The organism is Emticicia sp. W12TSBA100-4 (assembly GCF_040253585.1).
Lineage (GTDB): Bacteria > Bacteroidota > Bacteroidia > Cytophagales > Spirosomataceae > Emticicia.
The window spans coordinates 103,367-123,596 of sequence record NZ_JBELAU010000004.1 but is presented as its reverse complement, the minus strand read 5'-3'; the positions used below and the strand labels follow the sequence as shown (position 1 = coordinate 123,596).

The window sequence follows — 20,230 nt, the reverse complement described above, 5'->3', positions numbered from 1 at the left end:
AAAACTTCGTTGCGGACTTTCAGCAAACAAAACTATCATTTATCTATTCGAGTAGAAACTTTATCGACAATAAACCACCAATCGTTTATTTTGATGAGATTGAAATAATCAACAAACAAAAACTTTGGTGTTTCGATTTCGGTTTTAGCATTGGCAATATTTCCCTGAAAATCAATGAGTTTGATTCTCGCCTCAACGCCATTCTCTTTGGCATGAGGTTTAAAACCGCTCAAATATTGCGTACGGTCAACATTCCGAAAAACCCCATCTCGATATACTTTCAAGTGGCACGAAGCGTGCATGGCTTTTCCGACTTTTGATGTGTCGCCCGTCATCCAGCCATCAAAATAGGTATTAATGGTTGTTTCTATTCCTTGACGCTCGGTGGTTTGGGCGTTTACCCCAAAAATTGCTAAACAGATCAAGGCAATTGTAATAGTAGCTTTTTTCATAATAATTGTTTTTAAACTTTGATGCGATACTTTTCTAACAACGTACAATAAGCCTTTTTTTATTTAAGAGCCTAACATTATTAAATTTTAACTCAGATGCTTGCTCGCCCAAATCAACAATACATTCTTTTCTTTCGGAAGCTCTAACTTGTTTATGATATTAGTTCGATGCCCTTCGACAGTTTTTTCTGAGATAAACAACATTTCGGCTATCAGCTTCGAGGTTTTTTGTTGAGCAATTAGTTCGAGAATCTTCTTTTCGGTAAACGTTAGTTTATTCAAAACATCGTTTTCTGATGAATTATCAATCAATAAATCGTTTTCGAGGTTTTTACTGATATACTGATTGCCTTTTTTTACGGCCTCCAAACACAACTGTAGATCTTCTTGAGCATTTTCTTTCAGAATATAGCCCGATACTTCAAATTGATTTGCCTTCTTGAAAACCGTCATTTCTTTGTGCATGGTCAGCAAAATCACTTTGGTTTTGAGCTTCTGACGATACACTTTTTCGAGTACTTCGAGACCGTCCATACCAGGCATATTTATATCTAAAATAGCAATATTAGGCTGATGCGTATTAATCAGATTATAAGCCGTAATGCCATTTGAACAAATATCTTCTACTTTATAGCCCAGTGATTCTACAAAACCTTTTGTTCCCATGAGTGTAAACGGATGATCATCGGCAATGAGGATTCTCATAATTTTCTTGGAATATTTATCGTAATAATTGTGCCTTCTAATGAAGAACTAATGTTTGCTTCGCCACCTATCACACGGCTACGCTCAATGATATTATGCAAGCCAAATGCTTTCCCACTATTAAGTGCTTGCTTCACATCAAAGCCTTTACCGTTATCTCTAATTTCAATTAATATTTTATCTTTTTCTTCCAAAACTGTTATTTTGGCTGCGTGGGCTTTGGCATATTTGATGATATTTGTGAGTGCTTCTTGGATAATTCTATAAATCTGCAACTCATCGGCAGAAGTGAGAACCCCTGTATATAGCATATCAGTACTAATAAAGAAATTATTCTGGTTCTGAATTCGCTCAACTAATTGCTCAACATTAGGCACAAGTCCAATCTTATCAAACATCACAGGATGAAGATTTCGACTAATGCCACGAATATCGTTGATGATAGTATCTATCTTTTTGTTTACGACCGACAAATCTTGGCTAAAAATAGACTTCAAATTGAGTAATTCGTGACTAATACTATCGTGCAAATCGCTGGCAATTCGTTTTCGTTCATCTTCGGTATTTTCAAGGAGTTGTTTCGTAAAATTCATACTATTTGTTTTTTCTTGTCTCAGAAGTTTTTGTCTTTGCCACGAATAATAGGCAAAAACAGCTAATAATAAGCCACTTAGCGATGCTACTAATAAGGCAATGTATGTATTTTTTTGAGTTATTTCTTGTTGTTGAAGGATAATTTGCTGTTCTTTTTTCTCGACTTGGTACTTTCTATCAAGTTCTTTTACCTTAGTCCTCATCTTAATGTTTGTAATACTATCACTTGCCGTTTCCAATAAGGATTGATACTCGTATGCCCTTTCATAATTTTTCTTTTGAACGGCATCATCTTTCAAAATTTGGTAATAAATACACAATCGAACAAAATCTTTGTTTTTTTTGATTTCGGGAATTAAACTTTCGTATTGCTTTATGTTTGGAGAACCAAGTCCTTTCGCTGCCTCATAATCGGCTAATGCTAATTCATAATGTTCCTTCGCATTTAAGAAAGTGGTACGCTGATAAATGTCTTTATATTCACTTAAAATTTGTTGAGCCTCTTTTAGCTTTTTTTGTTGTGAAAGTTGAGAAACTTTGTAGCTGTATATCAAGATCTTATTTTCTTTACTAACATTAAGTTGATTCGCAAATACCACAGCGGAATCTACAAACGCAAAAAAATTAGGATGCTTCATTTCATTATATAGAGAGAGCCTACTTAAACACGTGCCGATTATTGAGTTAGTATCTTTGCTCAACAATGCCAATTTATAGGCTTTTGAGTTCAATTTCAAGGCTTCATCATAGTCTCTTGAAACCCGAAGCATTCCACCAACGGCATCAAGGGCATCGGCTTGTCGGGCGGTGTCTCCAACCATTTCAAACTCTCTTTGTGCTTTTAAACCCGCCTCAATACTCTTATCATGCTGCCCGATATTCATATAAATTATCGAAAGCATGTAAAGACAATTGCCCTTATAGAAAGTTGTATAATAATCGGTCGGTTCAACTAAGCCTTTATTTAAAAAAGAAATTGCACTATCAGTACTGCCTTTTTCATAATATTGACTTCCAATGTGGAAATACAAATTAGAAAGATACCTAACCGATATTTGCTTTTCGTAAGTTTTTAAAAATTGAAGTTGCGTATTAATAAACTCCTGATTGAGTTCATAATTTACATAATATGTTTCGCCCACAATGGCCAATATTCGAGCGGCTGAATCAATTTCTCCTTTTTTGATATGCTTTTCAATCCTTACTGCATAAGTTTTTACATAGTTTTTATCTGCTAATTTTTTACCATCTTTTAAATAGGTTTCTACAGTATCTGATTTTTCTTCGGGAGGTTTACTATAAACCACGGACTGGCTTTTATTGCCCGACTGGCATGATAATGCTATCACCAAGAAGCAAAACAGCAGATATTGTACATAGTTTCTGGGCATCGACAAACTCAAATTTTAATAATACGGTGGTAAAAGTATAAAAAACTCCGATGCGATTTATATCTCTTTCAAAAAACAGGGGTTTCCCCTTGTATCAAGCAGAGGTCTATAATTTTAACTTTGCAAAGTGAAAACTTCTTAAATGAAAGAGTAAAATACTTATCAAAAGGTGTTTTTTGTGTTTCGCATTTTACTTAGTTTTACGAGCCTAATTACAAAACCACAATGAAACCACATTTTTTGAGCAAAAGACTGCTTTTTTTAAGCTGTTTTTTCTTGAGTACATTTGTTTTTGGTCAAACAGCTCACTATGATTTGGCCCTTATCCGAAAACACTTGACCACCGCCGATGGTCTAAGTGATAGCCATGTGAATTCAACATTCATCGACTCACAAAATAAAGTATGGCTGCTAACCAACAACAAAATTGGCTTACTGGAAAATGGCAAAATAAAAAACTTTGAATTTGCAAATGCCTATTCAAACAAGGGCTTCAACACTGCCATAGAAGATGCCGAAGGTAATTTTTGGCTAACCGAAAACTTTGAATGGTATTATCCATTTAATGTGCAGCGTTGTGTTATCTTCAATCCTATCAATAAATCATCAATTTCGGTTGAAAAATACATTCATAAAAATATAGCTATTCACTCGGTCATAGCTGACCACAACCGACAAATTTATATCAGTACTAAAACTGGACAAATCTATCGTTTTGATTCGAAAAGCAAACATCTCCAATTACTCGTAACTCTATCAAAAACACCAATAAAACTGCTTTATGCAGGCACAAAAGGCATTATTGCGGGTATCGAACAAGATTCCCGAAAGGACGCACAACTCATGCAACTCAATTCGGAGGGTAAGATTATGAGCCAAGAAAACCTCCAAAGCAAGTTCGTAAGGTCAATTTTAGAATTCGATAATCACTTATTTTATGTACTTACTGGCGAAGGCTTTCTTGAATTGAAAGCATTCGGTAGTAGGCTCGTCAAACGCTTTGCGGTTTCAAAAGACAGTTATTTATCCAATATTATTTACGATAAAAACAAAGATTTTCTTGTCGTAAATCAGGGGAATGCTCTTGATTTTTTCAACAAAGATTTGGTTCTATTGAAAAAAGAAAAATTCGACTTTTTAGTGCATGATGTAGTCAGCGATAACAAAGGAAACTTGTTTCTGACAACCAACAATGGTGTACATATAATCCGATTGATTGAGCAAAAGATTAAGACGTTTTTGAAGAATAACCAACCCGATAAAATCAACGACAATTATTCTTGTAGAGCGATTCTGAAAATAGACCAAGAAAATCTGTTGGTAAATACTAACAAAAGAAGACAAATAATTAACCTAAAAACGGGTACAATAAGAGCTTTACACGATTTCAGTAACCAAACAGGAACTGATTATCGTTTTGTGTTATCGGTTTTGAAAGATACAGATGGTGATTTATTATTTGGTGAAAATGCCTTAGTAAAAACCGATTTAAAACAAAACAAAGACATTACACTATGCCGCTTAGACAGCACCAAAATTTGGTCGATTGCCCAATACAAAGGTGGTTTTCTTTTAGGGCTCGAAAAGAAAGGAATCATTTATTTCGATAAAAAAAGCAAACAAACAAAACAATACACTAAAATTGACCCAACCCTAAAAAACTCAATCATCTATGATTTTTTTGTGGTTAACGAAAACGACGTTTTCATAGCTTCGGAGGCTGGTTTGTATCGGTTCAGAAATAACGAGATTTTTGAGAAAGTAAAGTTCCCGAAAGAAACTAATACTCAAATGACTTGTTTTTCGATAAAAAAAGACAAAAAACAAGCCAATCAACTATTAATTGCCAGCATCAGCGGCATCTGGATTTATGATTTGGTGAAACATTCGGTTAGCCCCTTTATTCAAGACCTTGACTTTCAGCGTAGAAAATACTTATCGGCTTATCGCACCAATAATGGCGTTTGGGCAAGTTCAGACGATGGTATTTGGCACTTCGACGATAAGGGCATTTTACTGAAAATATATACAGAAACCGACGGCCTCACCACCAAAGAATGTAACCGATTATCGCACCATCAAGACGATGATGACATTTTATATTTTGGTGGAATAAACGGCCTAAATATGCTTAATCCAGTTGATTTTTCGAGTAAAAAAGAAAAACAATTTGATATAAAAATAGATGCCATTTACACATTTGAGGGGCTTTCTAAAAACCGAGAATTGAATAATTATGATAGCTCAATCTTAGACCTAAGCCGCAATGAAAGTAACGTAGAATTAATTCTTTCGTACGAAGATTTCAAGTATGATTGTACCAAGAAATATTATTATCGAAGTGACAAATCGGTTATGAGCGAGTGGCTACCACTCACCGATCGAACCTTATTGCTCAATAATATAGACCACGGAACAACCAATGTAGAAATCAGGGTTGTTAGCTGCGATAATTTTACGGAAGCTCGTATTCAAAAACTAACTATCAATCGCCAAAAACCTTTATATCTGGAGTGGTATTTTTTTCCAATCATCTCAGTTTTTATAGGACTTTTAGTTTGGGGAGTTATCAAGTATTCGACGTATCAGCTTCGTATGCGAAACGAACTTTTACAAAAGAAAGTTAATGAGCAAACGCACTCACTCAAAGAAAGTTTGACACTCAAAGAAACCCTTCTTTCGCTTTTGGTGCATGATGTGCGTTACCCTATTCAGAGTTTTTATGATATATCCAAGAAACTGGCATACCTTACCCAAAAAAATGACCAAGAAAGGCTTTTTCAACTCGGAAAAGAAACCGAAAACAAAAGTAGAAAAGTCTTGTGGCTCATTGACGAGCTGGTCTATTGGGTGAAAAGTACCAATAAAAACTGGGAGTTGAACCTATCAGAGCGAAATCTGGGGGAGCTTCTAATACAAATATTTGATATTTATGCAGATGAATTGAAAGAAAAATCGCTGACTTTTGAAATCATCAATGCCAATACGAATGCAAAAATAGATTATGGTTTATTGGTGATTATCCTCAGAAATTTACTCTTCAATTCAATAGTTCATTCAAAGCCGCAGTCTCAAATCAGGATTTTAATTTCTGAAACAAAAAACAGCTTTTTTTTAGAAATCGAAAACCAAAAAGGGAATGAAAACCGTATGTTACACGAAGGCTTAGGACTTGGTCTAACTTTACTGCTTCCACTTTTAGAAAAAGCAAGTATAAAATTAAACAACCTCGAAAGTGAAGAAACCTTTACAGCCAAACTGCAACTCAACAAAACTACCTAAACACGAATGAAAGACTACTACTGCTTAGTATTGGAAGATACACTCAGCGACCAATTGGCGATTGAGATGGTTTTAGACCAATTTCCTGAGATTCATCCCACTTATGCCAATACGCCAAGAGGTTTTTTGCAGGAACTATCAAAGCAAAAATATCACATTTTTATTGTTGATATAATGCTTCAAGATAAGCTCACAGGCATTGATTTGATTCACTCAATATCTGATACTTCGGCCTGGGTCATTATTTCAAGTTCGATGGATAGTAAAGATTATTATGAGCAGTATAAATCATTGAAATTCAATAAGTTTTTTATCAAAAAGCCTATTGATGAATTTATATTTAAGACCAATCTTGAATCATTTTTGTTTTCAAGACAAGAAGAAAAAATGATTGGTGCCGAAGAATATCATATCATGCTCAAGCAAGGAAACTATGTTTATAGAGTAGCTTACAACGAAATTATTCTTATCGAAACCGCCGACCACGCTACTACGGTTTATACCGAAAAAAGCAAATATACTACTTACACATCTCTGAAAACATTTGAAGATTTATTAAAAGAATTTTATTTTGAAAAAGTAAATCGAAATTCGTTGGTAAACATGACTGCCGTGAAGCGAATCAATATCAAAGAAAATTACCTTGAAATTGATAAACATCAGGTTCAAATAAGCCGAAGCAATCGACAGTCGTTTATTGATCGATTTATTGATAGAGCTGTGTAGGGCAAGATGGACTTAATAGGCTTTCTAATAACGAGTTACTGGCTAACCAGTGGCTGTCTTTGTATTGCCTAAACCAACCAATCACGTAGTAAATAGTTCCATTCACGTAATAAAATCTACCATTCACGGTGTAGAAGCTTTAAGAGTATTGTTTTGTCTCAAATTGTTGAGAACCTTTGTATTTACGAAGCTCCCAACGAAATTGCATGAAACAATTTAACTGTTTGGTGTTAGAGGATTCTCTAAGCGACCAATTATCTATCGAGATGATTCTCAATCAGTTTCCAGAAATTGAAACACTCTATATAAGCAACTCCAAGGACTTCTTGAACGAAGTCTCCAAAAGGCCATATACACTTATCATTGTTGATATAAAACTACAAGAATCAATAACAGGTATCGACCTAATACAGTACCTGAAAGATGCCTCCACTTGGGTTATTATTTGTAGTGCCTACGAAAGTAAAGTCTATTATAATCAATACAAATCACTGAATTTTACAAAGTTTTATGTGCAGAAACCAGTCGATGAGTTTATCTTCAAAACCCATATTGAATCATTTCTGTTTTCAAAAAAACACGCATGAAATCTCAGTTTTTAACCTTATATACTACATTAATTCATTTTATAAGAGACAAATTTTACCCTTTATGTATCATCAATTTACTTTTTAAAAATTTGTATAATCGTAACCCAAAAATAAAATAATGCACTAACATATAAATTAGTACATTATTCATCTAAAATTCAACATCTACCTTCTTGCAAAAGCATCAACAGTTAACCACTCAATAAAAAGAAGACCTTTAAACCGAATCTTTCATTTAGATTAGTGCAAAAAAAACATTATTTACCCTAATTTTATAGAAAAAACCTATTTAGATTTATGCAAAGCAAATCTCTATTCTACTTACTCTTATTTTGTTTCCCTTTTCTTGCCATATCGCAGGAAGAAAGGGAAAACCCACTCGAAAGAGCCAATTTTGAGTATGAAATGACCAAAGACCCAAAAACGGGAGTTGTACCAAGGCAAGAACTCGAAAAATCACGTGACATCATGAGCAAGATGATAAAACTGATGGCTCCAATACCAAATATATCTTGGACAGAACGTGGCCCTAATAATGTAGGAGGGCGTACTCGTGCTTTGATGTGGGACCCCAACGATGCAACAAAAAAGAAAGTTTGGGCAGGTGGAGTATCAGGAGGCTTATGGTATAACAATGATATCACAGATGCTAATATGGCATGGACAAAAGTGAATGATTTTTGGGATAATGTAGCTATTGGTTGGATAACCTATGACCCCAGCAATACTCAGATCATGTATGTTGGCACAGGAGAAAGAGGGGCTTCGGGCAATACCGACAACACTGGTGCAAGTGGCACAGGTGGAAATGGCATCTGGAAATCAACTGATGGAGGAGCATCGTGGACAAGGCTGGCTTCAACCACCCCTGACTTTGTTAATTCTGAGAATGCGGCCTCTGGTTGGAGAGAAATCTTTAAAATTATTGTCAATTCACAAGGACACATCTTTGCACTTAATTTTCAGGGAATCGTTAAATCAACTGATGGTGGAGCGACTTGGACTACTTTGACTGGTACTAATGCCCCTGACCTTGATTATGCCAATCCAAGAATTATGAACGACATTGAAATGGGATCAGACGGTATTCTCTACATTGCTGAGGGTGGTGTAAATGACCCAAAAATCTATAAATCAACAGATAATACAGTTTCGGCTTTTACGATTATCACGCCACCGAATGCCAATGTAAATGGTGTAGGAAGGGTAGAAATTGCCCTTGCTCCGAGTACGAATGGAGCGTCACAAGTCATATATGCAGTTTGTGCTTCAAGCTCTGCACCTAATATCAAATTTTTCAAGAAAAGTGTTAATGCAGGTACCACTTGGACAGATATGACTGTACCTACTTATGACGATCTAAATAATGCAGGTGAAAAACCATTTGTGGGCGATCAAGGAGACTATGACCTTATTTTGGGAACGCACGAAACTAACCCTAATATATTATATGCTGCGGGGGTTTGTATGAGTATTTCGACAAACGGAGGCACAAGTTGGTTACCTAAAATAGGGTATTCGGCTCAAGGAGCATTGATGCACGTTGATCATCATTCGTTTGCAACTCGACCAGGATTTCCGAATGATGCTATTTTTGGTAATGATGGAGGAGTTTATTATTCTGCTAATTGGGCAAATTCGGGAGCAAATACCTATCCTAATTTTATAAAAAGAAATAAAAACTACAATGTTACTCAGTTTTTTAGTATTGATATCAATAGTGTGGCCAATAACGGAACAATCATTGCTGGTGCTCAAGACAATGGAACTCAGACACTTACATCGTCTTATGGCACTGTAAGCGGAAGTTTTGAAATCAACTCAGGAGATGGTGGATTGGCATTTATTGATAAAATAGATTCTACTATTGTTATCAGTAATTATACGAATGTAACGCCAAAACTAAATAAAGCGGGCCCAGTCAATGGAGAAGCTTTTGAGGAAATGAATCCGCAGTTTAGCAATAGAGGAAAATTCATTAATCCATGCGACTACGACTCACCGAATCATACACTCTATCATAATAATACGCTGGCTTCGGAGGCGGATACAAAAATTATTCGTTACCATATCGCAGGTTCGTCACCAAACCATACCTACACCACCTCTACCCTCACAATAACTGGTGTAGGAGCATTGAGTATTTCATTTCTAAAACTTGGAAAAACACAAGGAAACATGTATTTGGGAACTTCTACGGGCGATGTTTACAAAGTTTCGGGTATTAATGTTTCGGGAGATCAAACACTGGCGAGTATCGCAAAAATTATGGATGCAACCAATACTTCGGCAGGGAATGTATCATCACTTGACTTTGGCACTGATGAAAATACAATTATTGTCACAAAATCAAATTATAACATTAAATCGGTTTTTTACACAACCAATGCTGGTACAAACTGGGCTTCAAAAGATGAATCAGGTCATGGTTTAACAAATATACCAGTACGTTATGCACTCATCAACCCAGTTAACACGAAGCAAGTGCTTTTGGCTACTGAATTAGGCGTGTGGTCAACCAACGACATCACAGCAACCAATCCGCAATGGGCTCCAACCAATACTGCTTTGGCCCATGTACGTTGCGATATGCTCAAGTACCGTTCTTCTGATAATACAGTAGTCGTAGCAACTCATGGGCGTGGTGTTTTTTCAACAAAACTCAACCAAAACGGTACTCCATGCCCAACTACTTTGGTATTGATTAGCACGGCAGATAATAAAACGACAGGCACAACCTCTTTCCAAGCCTCAGAAACTATCTCAGCCAGTAATAAAATTACAGGCAACGCAAACGTAACAATGAGAGCAGGAAAATCAGTTGAACTTAAACCAAGCACTACAGGTGGAGGGACAACTTTTGAGGCAGCCAATGGCACAGTTTTCCAAGCCTTTATCCAAGGATGTGCTAACTAATATTGGTTAAAAGAATAATTTTAAGTAAGAGGTATCCAAAGAAGAGAAGTCTTTGGATACCTCTTTTTTTTGGAAAAGCAGCACAAATTACTAAGATTCTCCTTTCATTAAATTTCTCTCACGTTATAAACTCTACCATTCACGTATAAAACTCTACCACTCACGGTGTAGTTCGTACATGACTATTGCATATAGGGTTTTGAAAAGGTAATCTTTGCACACATCAAATGCTATTGAGTGAATAGCAAATCTAAAACAGGGGTTTCCCCCTACTCTGTCTAAAAAACCTTCACCATACCTTTGTATTGTGATACTTTAGCGAAAAAGGGGATACAAAAAAACAATTCAAAAAATGATTTTAGGCTTTCTCAAAAAGCAGAACATTATTAATTGAGTGGCCTTTTTTCTATAAAAGTAAAGATTTCGCCGAATATACTATTAAAAAAATCGCTGTATGAAACGTAACTCAAGAGTAATTAAACCACAAGAACACCAAAATATTCTCTACATCAAGCATCTCGGACAAGAACCTTACAACGAAGTTAAGTTTGACTGTGGTAAAAAACTAATTGTCAGCTATAGCCTTAGCTATTGGCAGAGTGTTTTTCAAGATTTTCACCGAATCAATAAAGGGGTATTGATAAATCCCAAAAAAATCATTAGCCAGCAGGGAGTTATAGAAGTTGAATTGTGTGATAATTCAAAATTTACTTATTCTCGTCGCAAGCATAAAACTGCATTTTCATAACCATAGCCTACTTTTAAAAATTAAGAAAGCACTTAGTATATGGTTATCCAACTAAACTCTTTTGTCTTAAATTAAACAACAAATACAATGAAAATATCCTTTACACTTTCAAAATTAATTCCGTTAGTATTTATTTTTGCCATAGTATTTTCGGTTGGAGCATCAGCCCAGCAAGCAAAGAAAATATCACTTCAAGGCTTCTTAAAAGATGCCAATGGTAAAGCCGTGGCCGATGGCTCGCAAACAATTACATTTAAACTCTACACGCAAGAAGCAGGCGGCACTGCCGAATGGACAGAAGAGCAAACCATCAATGTTTTTGGTGGAGTGTATAGTACGCATCTCGGCAAGACTGTTCCGCTCGAAAATCTAAATTGGGGGGCGGCTACTTACTACGTAGGTGTAACGGTACAAGGTACAGAACTTACACCACGTACCGAACTTACTTTTGCCCCTTACTCTCTCGGTTCGCCAAAAGCCCAAGAAGTAGTTTGTTCGGGTGCAGTAGGTGATATAAAGCACTCCATTTTGAACCCAACCCAATTTGCAGCCGTAAATGGCAATTGCTGGGTGCCGATGGATGGACGTGCATTGTTAGCAGCCGATAAATTAAGACAAATTACAGGTATGACTACCTTACCAAATGGTGGTGGTTTGTTTATCCGTAGCCAAGAATTTGCCAATAGCACAAATTTCGATGATAGTAGAGATGTCAATACGCCTATTGCTTCATTCCAGTCTGAAGATTATAAAAGCCATGCTCACTCTGCGAGTTTATCAGTTAGCGGTGGGACTTCCGGTTCTGGTTCACACTCACATACGACGGGAGTTCCGGGCCGCTCAGAAGATGGAGGATTCATTGGTTCGGGTCAATCATTTGCTACTTTTAGTGCTACTGACAGAACTTCAGGGATGTTTTATCACAACATTACATCATCTTCAAACGGCGACCACTCACATTCTATTTCAGGGACTGCTTCTGGAAGTACAAGTAATGCGGGAGGTGTCGAAACCCGCCCCGATAACTTAAACTTCTGGGTATATATCCGTATCAATTAATAGTATTAGTCAATTCTTAAATTAAAAATTTTATGCAAAAGAGAATACTCTACGTTCTCTTGGGTTGGCTCATGCTGTTTGGTTGGCAAAAAACTTTTGCCCAAGCCGATACATTATGTGACCCAAACGAGAATAAAAAAATATTCGGCGAGCTGTATTTCAATTATGGCTCTGTCACGAATGCCTACTCGGCATTCAACCGCTCTACTTTTGTGGTAGGTCAGCCTTTGGCCACCCGTCAGAATATGCTTTCACAGAGCTATCAAGCAGGTTTTGGTGTGTATAGTCCGTGGTTTTTACCTCCACAGCCACCAATCTTGATAGCCTCGCAGGGAGATTTCAAAGACAGAATAAAGGTTGCATGGAATGTGAACCCACTTTCTACGCCACCAACTGGCTTTGTCTTATACCGAGATGGCTCATTCTTAGCCGATTTAGGAGAAGATGTACGTGAGTTTTTAGATTTTAATACCCAAGCAGGTGAGTTTTATGAATATAGCATCATAGCCAAAAATATCTTTGGGGTTGGTAGTCCTTCTAAATTTGTAGGTTTCGTAAACCCCAATGGAGTTGTGAGCGGAAAAGTTGAAACCAATTCGGGTAATCCAGTACCCGGAGTTGAAGTTCGTCTGACTCCACTCACAGGAAATTCGATGGCTTTTGATGGTGTAAACGATGAACTTTGTGTTACATACAATGATGAATTCCCGACCGATAAATTCACGGTTTCGGCCTATGTAAAACTCGGCGATGTAAACAACGAAGGAGCAATTATTGACTGGGGTAGCTCATTAAACAAAAACTGGTGGATTACGACAACACCAAGCAATGAAGCCAAAGGTTATATTTTCCACATCGGTAATGGCACAGGAAGCGATTCATTAAAGTATTATTTACCCAACTTGCCAACCAACCCATTTAACGTAACCGACTGGCACCAAGTGACGATGGTTTATAATGGCACAGCGATGTCGGTAATGGTTGATGGTGTTTTTATTGGAACAAAACCAGCAAGTATCGTTCGTGAAAAAAACTACCTGAATATCGGTAGTAAAATCGGAAACAATGGTTTCTTCAAAGGAAAAATTGATGATATTAGAGTCTATAACCGCCCACTTACTCAGACTGAGGTCAATAACACTAAAAACCGCTCGGTATCAAAATCTGAGTTGGGTTTGGTTTCTTACTGGAAAATGGATGAAGGCATTGGCGTAAAAGTGTTTGATAATACAACACTTCCGACTAATGCCAATGTCTATGGGGCAACATTTTCATCTGATAAACCAGAGGTTTATAGTGCGGGTATAACCGATGTAACGGGTTATTATGTAATTGACGGTGTAAACTATAGCCAAAACGAAGGCTTTAGAGCAACCCCCATCAAAAACTTTGAGTTTAACTCCGCTCTCGAATTTAATGCTGTTGATAAATCTTATGGTAATCTAACTGATTATGACATGCCTGATACTTCGACTGTTGAGGTATTATTTTATCCATTCGACTTAAAATCTCGTCAAACTGTACTTTCAAAAGGTAACCTTTACGAAGCCTACATTGACAATGGTAAACTTTTCTTAAACCTAAACGGTACTACTACTGATTTGGGAGCAATCAGAGCCAAATATTATCATTTGGCGGTAACTCTTGATAATTCGGCTGGTAGTGCAAAGGTCTATTTAGAGGGCGAATTGAAAGGAACTGTTTCGTTTGCTGGTACATCCAACTGGCAAAATGGAAGTCCGTGGCTGTTGGCTACTAATTCAACCGATGCCGCTACTGGTAAATTTTATACGGGTTTGGTAGATGAATTTGTTATTTACAAAACAGCATTACCACAAAATACCATTCAAGAGCATTTCGTAGTAGGACTACCTAAAGATTCAACTACGGCACTACAATGGAGTTACTTCGACCTTAATGAAGGAACAGACACAAAGGTTTATGATTATGCTGCTATCAATTTCGGTGCTGCTGTACCAAGAGAGGGTACTATCACAAAAGCGTCTTGGAGCAATAACGCCCGTAGAAAAGAAACAAAACTTCATGAATTTGAGCCAAATGTACGTGTAGTCAACTTAAATACGAGTAACACGGCTGTTGGTAGTATAGATTTTAGAGATGTTTCAACAGTAAATGTCTCTGGATATGTACGTTTTGCTAATACTTTTTGTTTTGAGGAGAATATCGAAGTAAAAGTTAATGGACAAACTCACTTTCCTCCGATTTATACAGATAAAGACGGAAAGTGGAGTGCTGACTTTGAGCCAGGTCGCACTATCAAACTTGCTGCCGAATATGGTGACCATAAATTTTCGCCAAGTTTCTTTGAAATTCGTAAAATACAAGCACCTAAAGCTGGCATTGTATTCTTAGATAATACAAAACGCACCATCATGGGTCAAGTAGCAGGAAATGAGGAGTGTAGAAAATCTATTATCCCAGAAGGAGCAAGAGTCGTTGTGAAAGTGGCAACACTTGATGGGTGTTTTGAACGTACAGATACGCTACGTAACCCAGATGGAAAATTTATTTTTAGAGATTTACCAGCAAGAGCATTTAGAGTAAGTGTAGTAGAACATTCTAATTCAGTTATTTATAACTATTTCCAAGCCAAGGGTGGTTATGAAGTTGACTTGCGAGATGCTGTATCTGATACAACAGACTTTATTTACATTGCTCCGCCAAATGTTGAGATTGATAAATTTCCACTCGCTTGCGAAGACTTGACCGTACCGTTTATTCAGCAAAATACTAATACGTTCAAAACACCACATAAAAAACGTATCAAAGTTTATGAAAACTATGATGGTGGAAAATGTTATTTGAATAATGCCGAATTGACTATCAATAACCAAGTTGGTATTTCAGTAAAAACAAAAGAAGCCGTTGAAGAAGTTACGATGGATTCGGTGGTGCATGTTTATGAATTTTATGCAGGATTGCCAAATATCATAGCTCCGCACTACAAAACTATGCAAATTGTGGCAAATGTAAATGGTGCAACAGCCTCGGCAATTGATACTGTAATCGTTGTGGGTGAACGCTCTCGTACGACCACGTTCACAACCGAAGCACCTTCTACAAAACCATTCTTCATTTTGCGTGACCCACCAGGCGATGCCAGCTTTACGACACTCGAAAAGGGTAGTACAACTTGTCAAAACTGGTCGAATGCTGGTTTCCAGAGTGTATCTCTTGATAAATCATATTCTATTGAGGTTGGTAAAAAAGTTACTACCTATCAAGGTACACCATTTGGCGGTACTATTGAAGAAAATGGTGCGGTAAATACGCATTCATTCAAAGGATATTTCTCTGAAAGTGTAGGTGGTGGAGAAGACAAGAGTTTCTGCATATCAACCCTCGAAACTTTCTCGACTGCCGCCGATGACAGGATTGTGGGTAGAGATGCCGATATTTTTGTGGGAGCTTCGATGAACTTTGAGTTTGGTCTTAATGACGAAGTTTACTATGACCGTAATTCTTGCCAAATCAAGACCAACATTAAGTATAATGTATCACCAACAACATTCGGCACAAAATATGTCTATACCAGACATTTTATTGAGAATGACGTGATTCCGTCGTTAGAAGCTTTGGGCAGAACCAAAGATGTGGAAAGATGGAAAAATATAATTAATGACGACCAAGAAGGTGGCAACCTCCAAGAACTTGGGGTTATTTTGCAAAGAGATTGGTCGCTTCATCGAAACATCTCATTTGATGCTGGGGCATCATATACTGAGACCCTATCTGCTGAAAAAACAACAGATACTTATCAGACTTGGGAGTTTAACGCTGGTTTTGAGTATAGCAACGAATTAGAAGCAACATTCTTCTCAAACGATGCTACAAGTAGCTTTACTTTGGATATTGGTGGTACATACTCTGGCTCGCATGGTATAACCAATACCGAGACAACAACGTACAGCTATACACTTGCCGATGATGACCTCGGAGATAACTTTACTGTGGATATTTATAAGTCAAATTTCAATAGCGATCCTCGTAAAGAAGATGCCATGAGTGTGAGTATGAGGTTTGTTACGAAGAACGGTGAGTCAATGTGTCCGCACGAAGTCAAAACCGCTCCTCGTGAAGGTGTTGCTCTACAAATTGATAGAAATAATGCAATAAATGTGCCTGCCAATACAGATGCTGTATTTACGGTTACACTTGGTAATATTGGGCAAGCCGTAAACTCTGGCGACCAAATGACTTATAAATTGGGAGTCGTAACGGGTACAAATCCAAGAGGAGCAATCATCAAAGTAGATGGGCAGAATCTGCTACAACCAGTATCTTATGTATTGAACCAAGGCGAAGCCATTACGGCAACCGTAACGGTTGAGAAAGGCCCTGTTGACTTTAATTATAGCGATATAAAACTGGCTTTTTATAGTGAATGTGAAACAGGAGTACCAAATCAAAACTCAAAAGAAGACATTGACAGTACTTTCTATCAAGAAGTAGCCTTGAATGTTTCTTTTATCGAACCTTGTAGCCCAGTCGATATTAGTTTCCCGCTTCAAGGATTTGTAGTTACTCCTGCCGCTGAAAATAACTTGAGTGTAACACTTAATGAGTATAATAAAGGAGATGATGACCTCAAATTAATACGTTTACAATACCGTCCTATTGGTGGTGATGGCTCATGGATTAATATCAACGAAACCCCCAAAGCCGATTTAGGAGATGTTTTTACAATCAAACAATGGAATACATCCCTTTTAAAAGATGGTCCTTATGAAATTCGTGCTGTGGCAGAGTGTTTTAACCCAACTTTAGCACCAGGTATTTCAACCGTTGTGAAAGGGGAAGTGGCTCGAACCCCACCAGTAGTGTTCGGCGTACCAGAGCCAGGCGATGGCACTTGGGACCCAGGTGATGAAATTTCTATTACTTTCAACGAAAATATTAATTGTGATAAGGTAGTACAAGCCGATATTTTGGCTAATAATACCATTGGTCTTTACGATGCCACAACCAATGCACTCGTTGATGCAACTATCACTTGTGTGGGTAATAAAATTATCATTACACCAAATATTAACCCTGTTTTCTTCGAGAACCGTGCGTTTAGGGTAATAGTAAGTGGAAAGGATTATGACGATGCCATGTTGGTTCAAAACCCTAACCATCAAGCGGCTGCAATCAGAGATAAAGCAGGTAATATGATTGCCAAAACCATCAAATGGGAGTTTGCTGTTAACCAAAATAACCTTGAGTGGATAGGTACTGATGTCATAGAAACTAATGAAGTATTAAAACCTTTCTCGGTGAAGCGTCAGGTACGTAATCGTGGGGGTAGTATCGCCAGTTTCCGTATGGAAAATGTGCCTTCATGGTTGACAGTTACCCCTTCAACGGGTACATTAAACCCTGGACAAACAGCAGATGTAACACTCACATTCCAAGAAGACCTCTTGATTGGTGATTATACTGCTACATTTAACTTAGTTGGTTCGAAAGGCAAAGAACCTTTGAGTATCGACTACCGTGTGCGTTGTCCACAACCAAATTATGTAGTTGACAATCCTTCGCAGTTTGAGAGTTCGATGAATATCGTCACAAGATTGAGCATTTTCGATAAATTCTCGGTTGACCCTTCAGATGTCATCGTTGCTAAAATTGATGGTCAGATTAGAGGTGTTGGTAAGGTAAGCTATTACAGAAATATACCAGCCGCCGATGCTACTATTGATGGATTAACGGGTAAACCCAAAGATGAGAGTAATCGTTGGTTAGTATTTATGACCGTTTTTGGAGACGAAGCAGACAACGATAAGCCAATCGAATTCCGTGTTTGGGACGGAGATAAATGTAATGAGTACGTTGAGGTAATCAATCGAATAAACTTCCAAACTGGAGCATTAGTTGGTAGCCCAATTGAGCCTGATACTATTAAGGTGATCAATGTTGTCAAGAAATGTATTCCATTAAATAAAGGATGGAACTGGGTATCGTTTAATCTTAATTTGCCAGAAGGAAATACAGTATCGAATGTACTCGCTTCTTTAAAGTTAAAATCTGGTACACTCATCAAGAGCGAAGATTTCAGTGCGAAGTATTATGGTAGCCCAATCAATGATTGGAAAGGTAGTTTGATTGACATCACACCTCAGAAACGCTACATGATTAATGTGGCTGAAAAAGACACCATTTGTATGAAAGGGAGTCCGTATCTCACTGAAGAGTTTCCAATAACTATATCTCCAGGCTGGAACTGGGTGGGTTATGTACCTTCAACGGGCATGACGGTCACTCAAGCATTCCGAGGTCTAACGCCGCTAAATGGAGATATCATTAAAAGCCAAACTTTGTTTGCTCAGTATGTGGCTGGGATTGGTTGGATTGGTAACTTAAATTTCTTAGAACCACTCAAAGGATATCTGTTGAAAATCAGCAATGCGGGAACACTTGTCTATCCGACAAGCACAGGCAACCGACCAGTAGAAGCAATTAGGCCAGAGACCTTAGCAGCACAGGCTGTCCAAGAAGCCCCTATGACTTTTGACTTCACCAAATACCAATTAACAATGAACCTAATTGGTAAAGTCAACGGAATGACAATTGATGCTGATGACGAATTAAGAGCATATATTAATGGCCAATTGGTTGGTGTTAATAAATCTATTGCATACACAAAAGATAGATTATTTTTCCAGACTATCTATTTTGAAGATGAAACAACTATCAACTTTAAATTGTACAAAGCTGATAGACAAAAAGAGTATAACCTCAATAGAACGATTTCGTTTAAATCAGAAACACTGGCGGGTTTAGTTGAAGATCCAATTGTTTTTGATTTAGAGACTGCCAATTTGGTACCGATTACAATTAACATTAAAGACCAATTAATCTGGCAACCAACGAAAATTTTCCCAACTGTTTCAATACCAAGTGCGGTTAGCGGACAATCAACCGCATGTGGTTCATTTACATTTAGTAGTGTATTGCCAATTAGCACTGAAACCAAGCCAGTGTGCGTTTCACAAACAGGGCTTGAAGGCAACATGACAGGTGTAATGAAAATCAAGTACAATGAGCGTTCTACTTTCGTTTCGAATAATGACGTACTATCATTTGTCAACCCAACAACTGGCTTGACAGTAGGTTGTGCTACGTTTGATAGTCAATTCAGCGTCTTCAACTTTACCATAAAAGGAGGGGTTACTTCAACAGAGACACCAATTGATGTGAAGTATTACTCAAGTGTAATGAAGAAAACCTTTGTAGTAAAATCGGGTGTGATGTACAAAAACAATAAAGAATTGGGTGATTATATCACTCCTACTCCTTTGGATGTTTCGCCTTTATCAATCACAAACAATAACGGCGTTATTACGGCGGTCATGCGTGATACATCATGGACTGGTAAATATTGTATTGATGCCTTTGCCTTGAACTGTCCGAACTTTGGTGATGGGCAGACTACCTTCTGTTTCCAACGAATGAAACAAGGTGCTTGTCTGGATATAGTTGTGCGAAATGTTACAGAAAGTACTAATGATATAGTAAAAGCCGTATCTATCTCATCACAAGCAGTTGTCAATTCGGGTATCCGTTTAGAATACAAAGGTGGAAATACGATTGAGTTAAAGCCTGGCTTTGAAACAAAATCGGGTACTGTTTTCACTGGACGAATAGAAGGTTGTAATAACTAAAAACACAAAACCTCAAAAACAGTATTGTTTAGTTAAAGATTTTTATAAACTCTTGAGAATATTCCAATCTTTAACTAAACGATATCTCTTTGGTGGTAAA

The 20,230-nt window shown here is 37.4% G+C and carries 10 protein-coding genes; 7 read left to right on the top strand and 3 right to left on the bottom strand.

Features of this window, described 5'->3' with window-relative positions:
- Window positions 1-35 precede the first annotated feature (35 nt).
- The 3 genes from ABR854_RS06260 to ABR854_RS06250 all read right to left on the bottom strand — a co-directional run bounded on the left by ABR854_RS06260 (window position 36) and on the right by ABR854_RS06250 (window position 3,142).
- The gene (locus ABR854_RS06260; protein ID WP_350264520.1) at window positions 36-452 is read right to left on the bottom strand and encodes a nuclear transport factor 2 family protein; all 417 of its coding nucleotides are present in this window, start codon (window positions 450-452) and stop codon (window positions 36-38) included.
- An 87-nt stretch (window positions 453-539) separates the two neighbouring features.
- Complete coding sequence (locus tag ABR854_RS06255) at window positions 540-1,157, bottom strand: response regulator (RefSeq protein ID WP_350264519.1); 618 nt, start codon at window positions 1,155-1,157, stop codon at window positions 540-542.
- Window positions 1,154-3,142 carry a tetratricopeptide repeat-containing sensor histidine kinase gene (locus ABR854_RS06250; protein ID WP_350264518.1) on the bottom strand — a complete coding sequence of 663 codons (1,989 nt, stop codon included), beginning with the start codon at window positions 3,140-3,142 and terminating at the stop codon, window positions 1,154-1,156. The genes ABR854_RS06255 and ABR854_RS06250 overlap by 4 nt, the downstream gene beginning before the upstream one ends.
- Before the next feature lie 225 nt (window positions 3,143-3,367).
- On the opposite strand from ABR854_RS06250, the gene ABR854_RS06245 reads away from it, so the two are divergent.
- The 7 genes from ABR854_RS06245 (at window position 3,368) to ABR854_RS06215 (ending at window position 20,130) form a co-directional block, all read left to right on the top strand.
- Window positions 3,368-6,424 carry a ligand-binding sensor domain-containing protein gene (locus ABR854_RS06245; RefSeq protein WP_350264517.1) on the top strand — a complete coding sequence of 1,019 codons (3,057 nt, stop codon included), beginning with the start codon at window positions 3,368-3,370 and terminating at the stop codon, window positions 6,422-6,424.
- Between the two features lie 6 nt (window positions 6,425-6,430).
- Window positions 6,431-7,150, top strand: coding sequence for a LytR/AlgR family response regulator transcription factor (locus ABR854_RS06240; protein WP_350264516.1), 720 nt, complete (start codon window positions 6,431-6,433; stop codon window positions 7,148-7,150).
- 206 nt (window positions 7,151-7,356) lie between these two features.
- Complete coding sequence (locus ABR854_RS06235) at window positions 7,357-7,737, top strand: response regulator (RefSeq protein WP_350264515.1); 381 nt, start codon at window positions 7,357-7,359, stop codon at window positions 7,735-7,737.
- A gap of 300 nt (window positions 7,738-8,037) precedes the next feature.
- Window positions 8,038-10,656 carry a 3-coathanger stack domain-containing protein gene (locus tag ABR854_RS06230; protein ID WP_350264514.1) on the top strand — a complete coding sequence of 873 codons (2,619 nt, stop codon included), beginning with the start codon at window positions 8,038-8,040 and terminating at the stop codon, window positions 10,654-10,656.
- A gap of 454 nt (window positions 10,657-11,110) precedes the next feature.
- Window positions 11,111-11,404 carry a LytTR family transcriptional regulator DNA-binding domain-containing protein gene (locus ABR854_RS06225; RefSeq protein ID WP_350264513.1) on the top strand — a complete coding sequence of 98 codons (294 nt, stop codon included), beginning with the start codon at window positions 11,111-11,113 and terminating at the stop codon, window positions 11,402-11,404.
- Between the two features lie 87 nt (window positions 11,405-11,491).
- Window positions 11,492-12,463, top strand: coding sequence for a DUF8740 domain-containing protein (locus ABR854_RS06220; RefSeq protein ID WP_350264512.1), 972 nt, complete (start codon window positions 11,492-11,494; stop codon window positions 12,461-12,463).
- Between the two features lie 32 nt (window positions 12,464-12,495).
- The gene (locus ABR854_RS06215) at window positions 12,496-20,130 is read left to right on the top strand and encodes a LamG-like jellyroll fold domain-containing protein (protein ID WP_350264511.1); all 7,635 of its coding nucleotides are present in this window, start codon (window positions 12,496-12,498) and stop codon (window positions 20,128-20,130) included.
- Window positions 20,131-20,230: the final 100 nt, after the last annotated feature.

Excerpts from the sequence above, each read along its gene's own strand:
- ABR854_RS06245 (WP_350264517.1), top strand. The coding sequence starts at position 3,368 with ATGAAACCACATTTTTTGAGCAAAAGACTGCTTTTTTTAAGCTGTTTT.
- ABR854_RS06255 (WP_350264519.1), bottom strand. The coding sequence starts at position 1,157 with ATGAGAATCCTCATTGCCGATGATCATCCGTTTACACTCATGGGAACA.
- ABR854_RS06250 (WP_350264518.1), bottom strand. The coding sequence starts at position 3,142 with ATGCCCAGAAACTATGTACAATATCTGCTGTTTTGCTTCTTGGTGATA.
- ABR854_RS06220 (WP_350264512.1), top strand. The coding sequence starts at position 11,492 with ATGAAAATATCCTTTACACTTTCAAAATTAATTCCGTTAGTATTTATT.
- ABR854_RS06240 (WP_350264516.1), top strand. The coding sequence starts at position 6,431 with ATGAAAGACTACTACTGCTTAGTATTGGAAGATACACTCAGCGACCAA.
- ABR854_RS06260 (WP_350264520.1), bottom strand. The coding sequence starts at position 452 with ATGAAAAAAGCTACTATTACAATTGCCTTGATCTGTTTAGCAATTTTT.
- ABR854_RS06235 (WP_350264515.1), top strand. The coding sequence starts at position 7,357 with ATGAAACAATTTAACTGTTTGGTGTTAGAGGATTCTCTAAGCGACCAA.
- ABR854_RS06230 (WP_350264514.1), top strand. The coding sequence starts at position 8,038 with ATGCAAAGCAAATCTCTATTCTACTTACTCTTATTTTGTTTCCCTTTT.
- ABR854_RS06225 (WP_350264513.1), top strand. The coding sequence starts at position 11,111 with ATGAAACGTAACTCAAGAGTAATTAAACCACAAGAACACCAAAATATT.
- ABR854_RS06215 (WP_350264511.1), top strand. The coding sequence starts at position 12,496 with ATGCAAAAGAGAATACTCTACGTTCTCTTGGGTTGGCTCATGCTGTTT.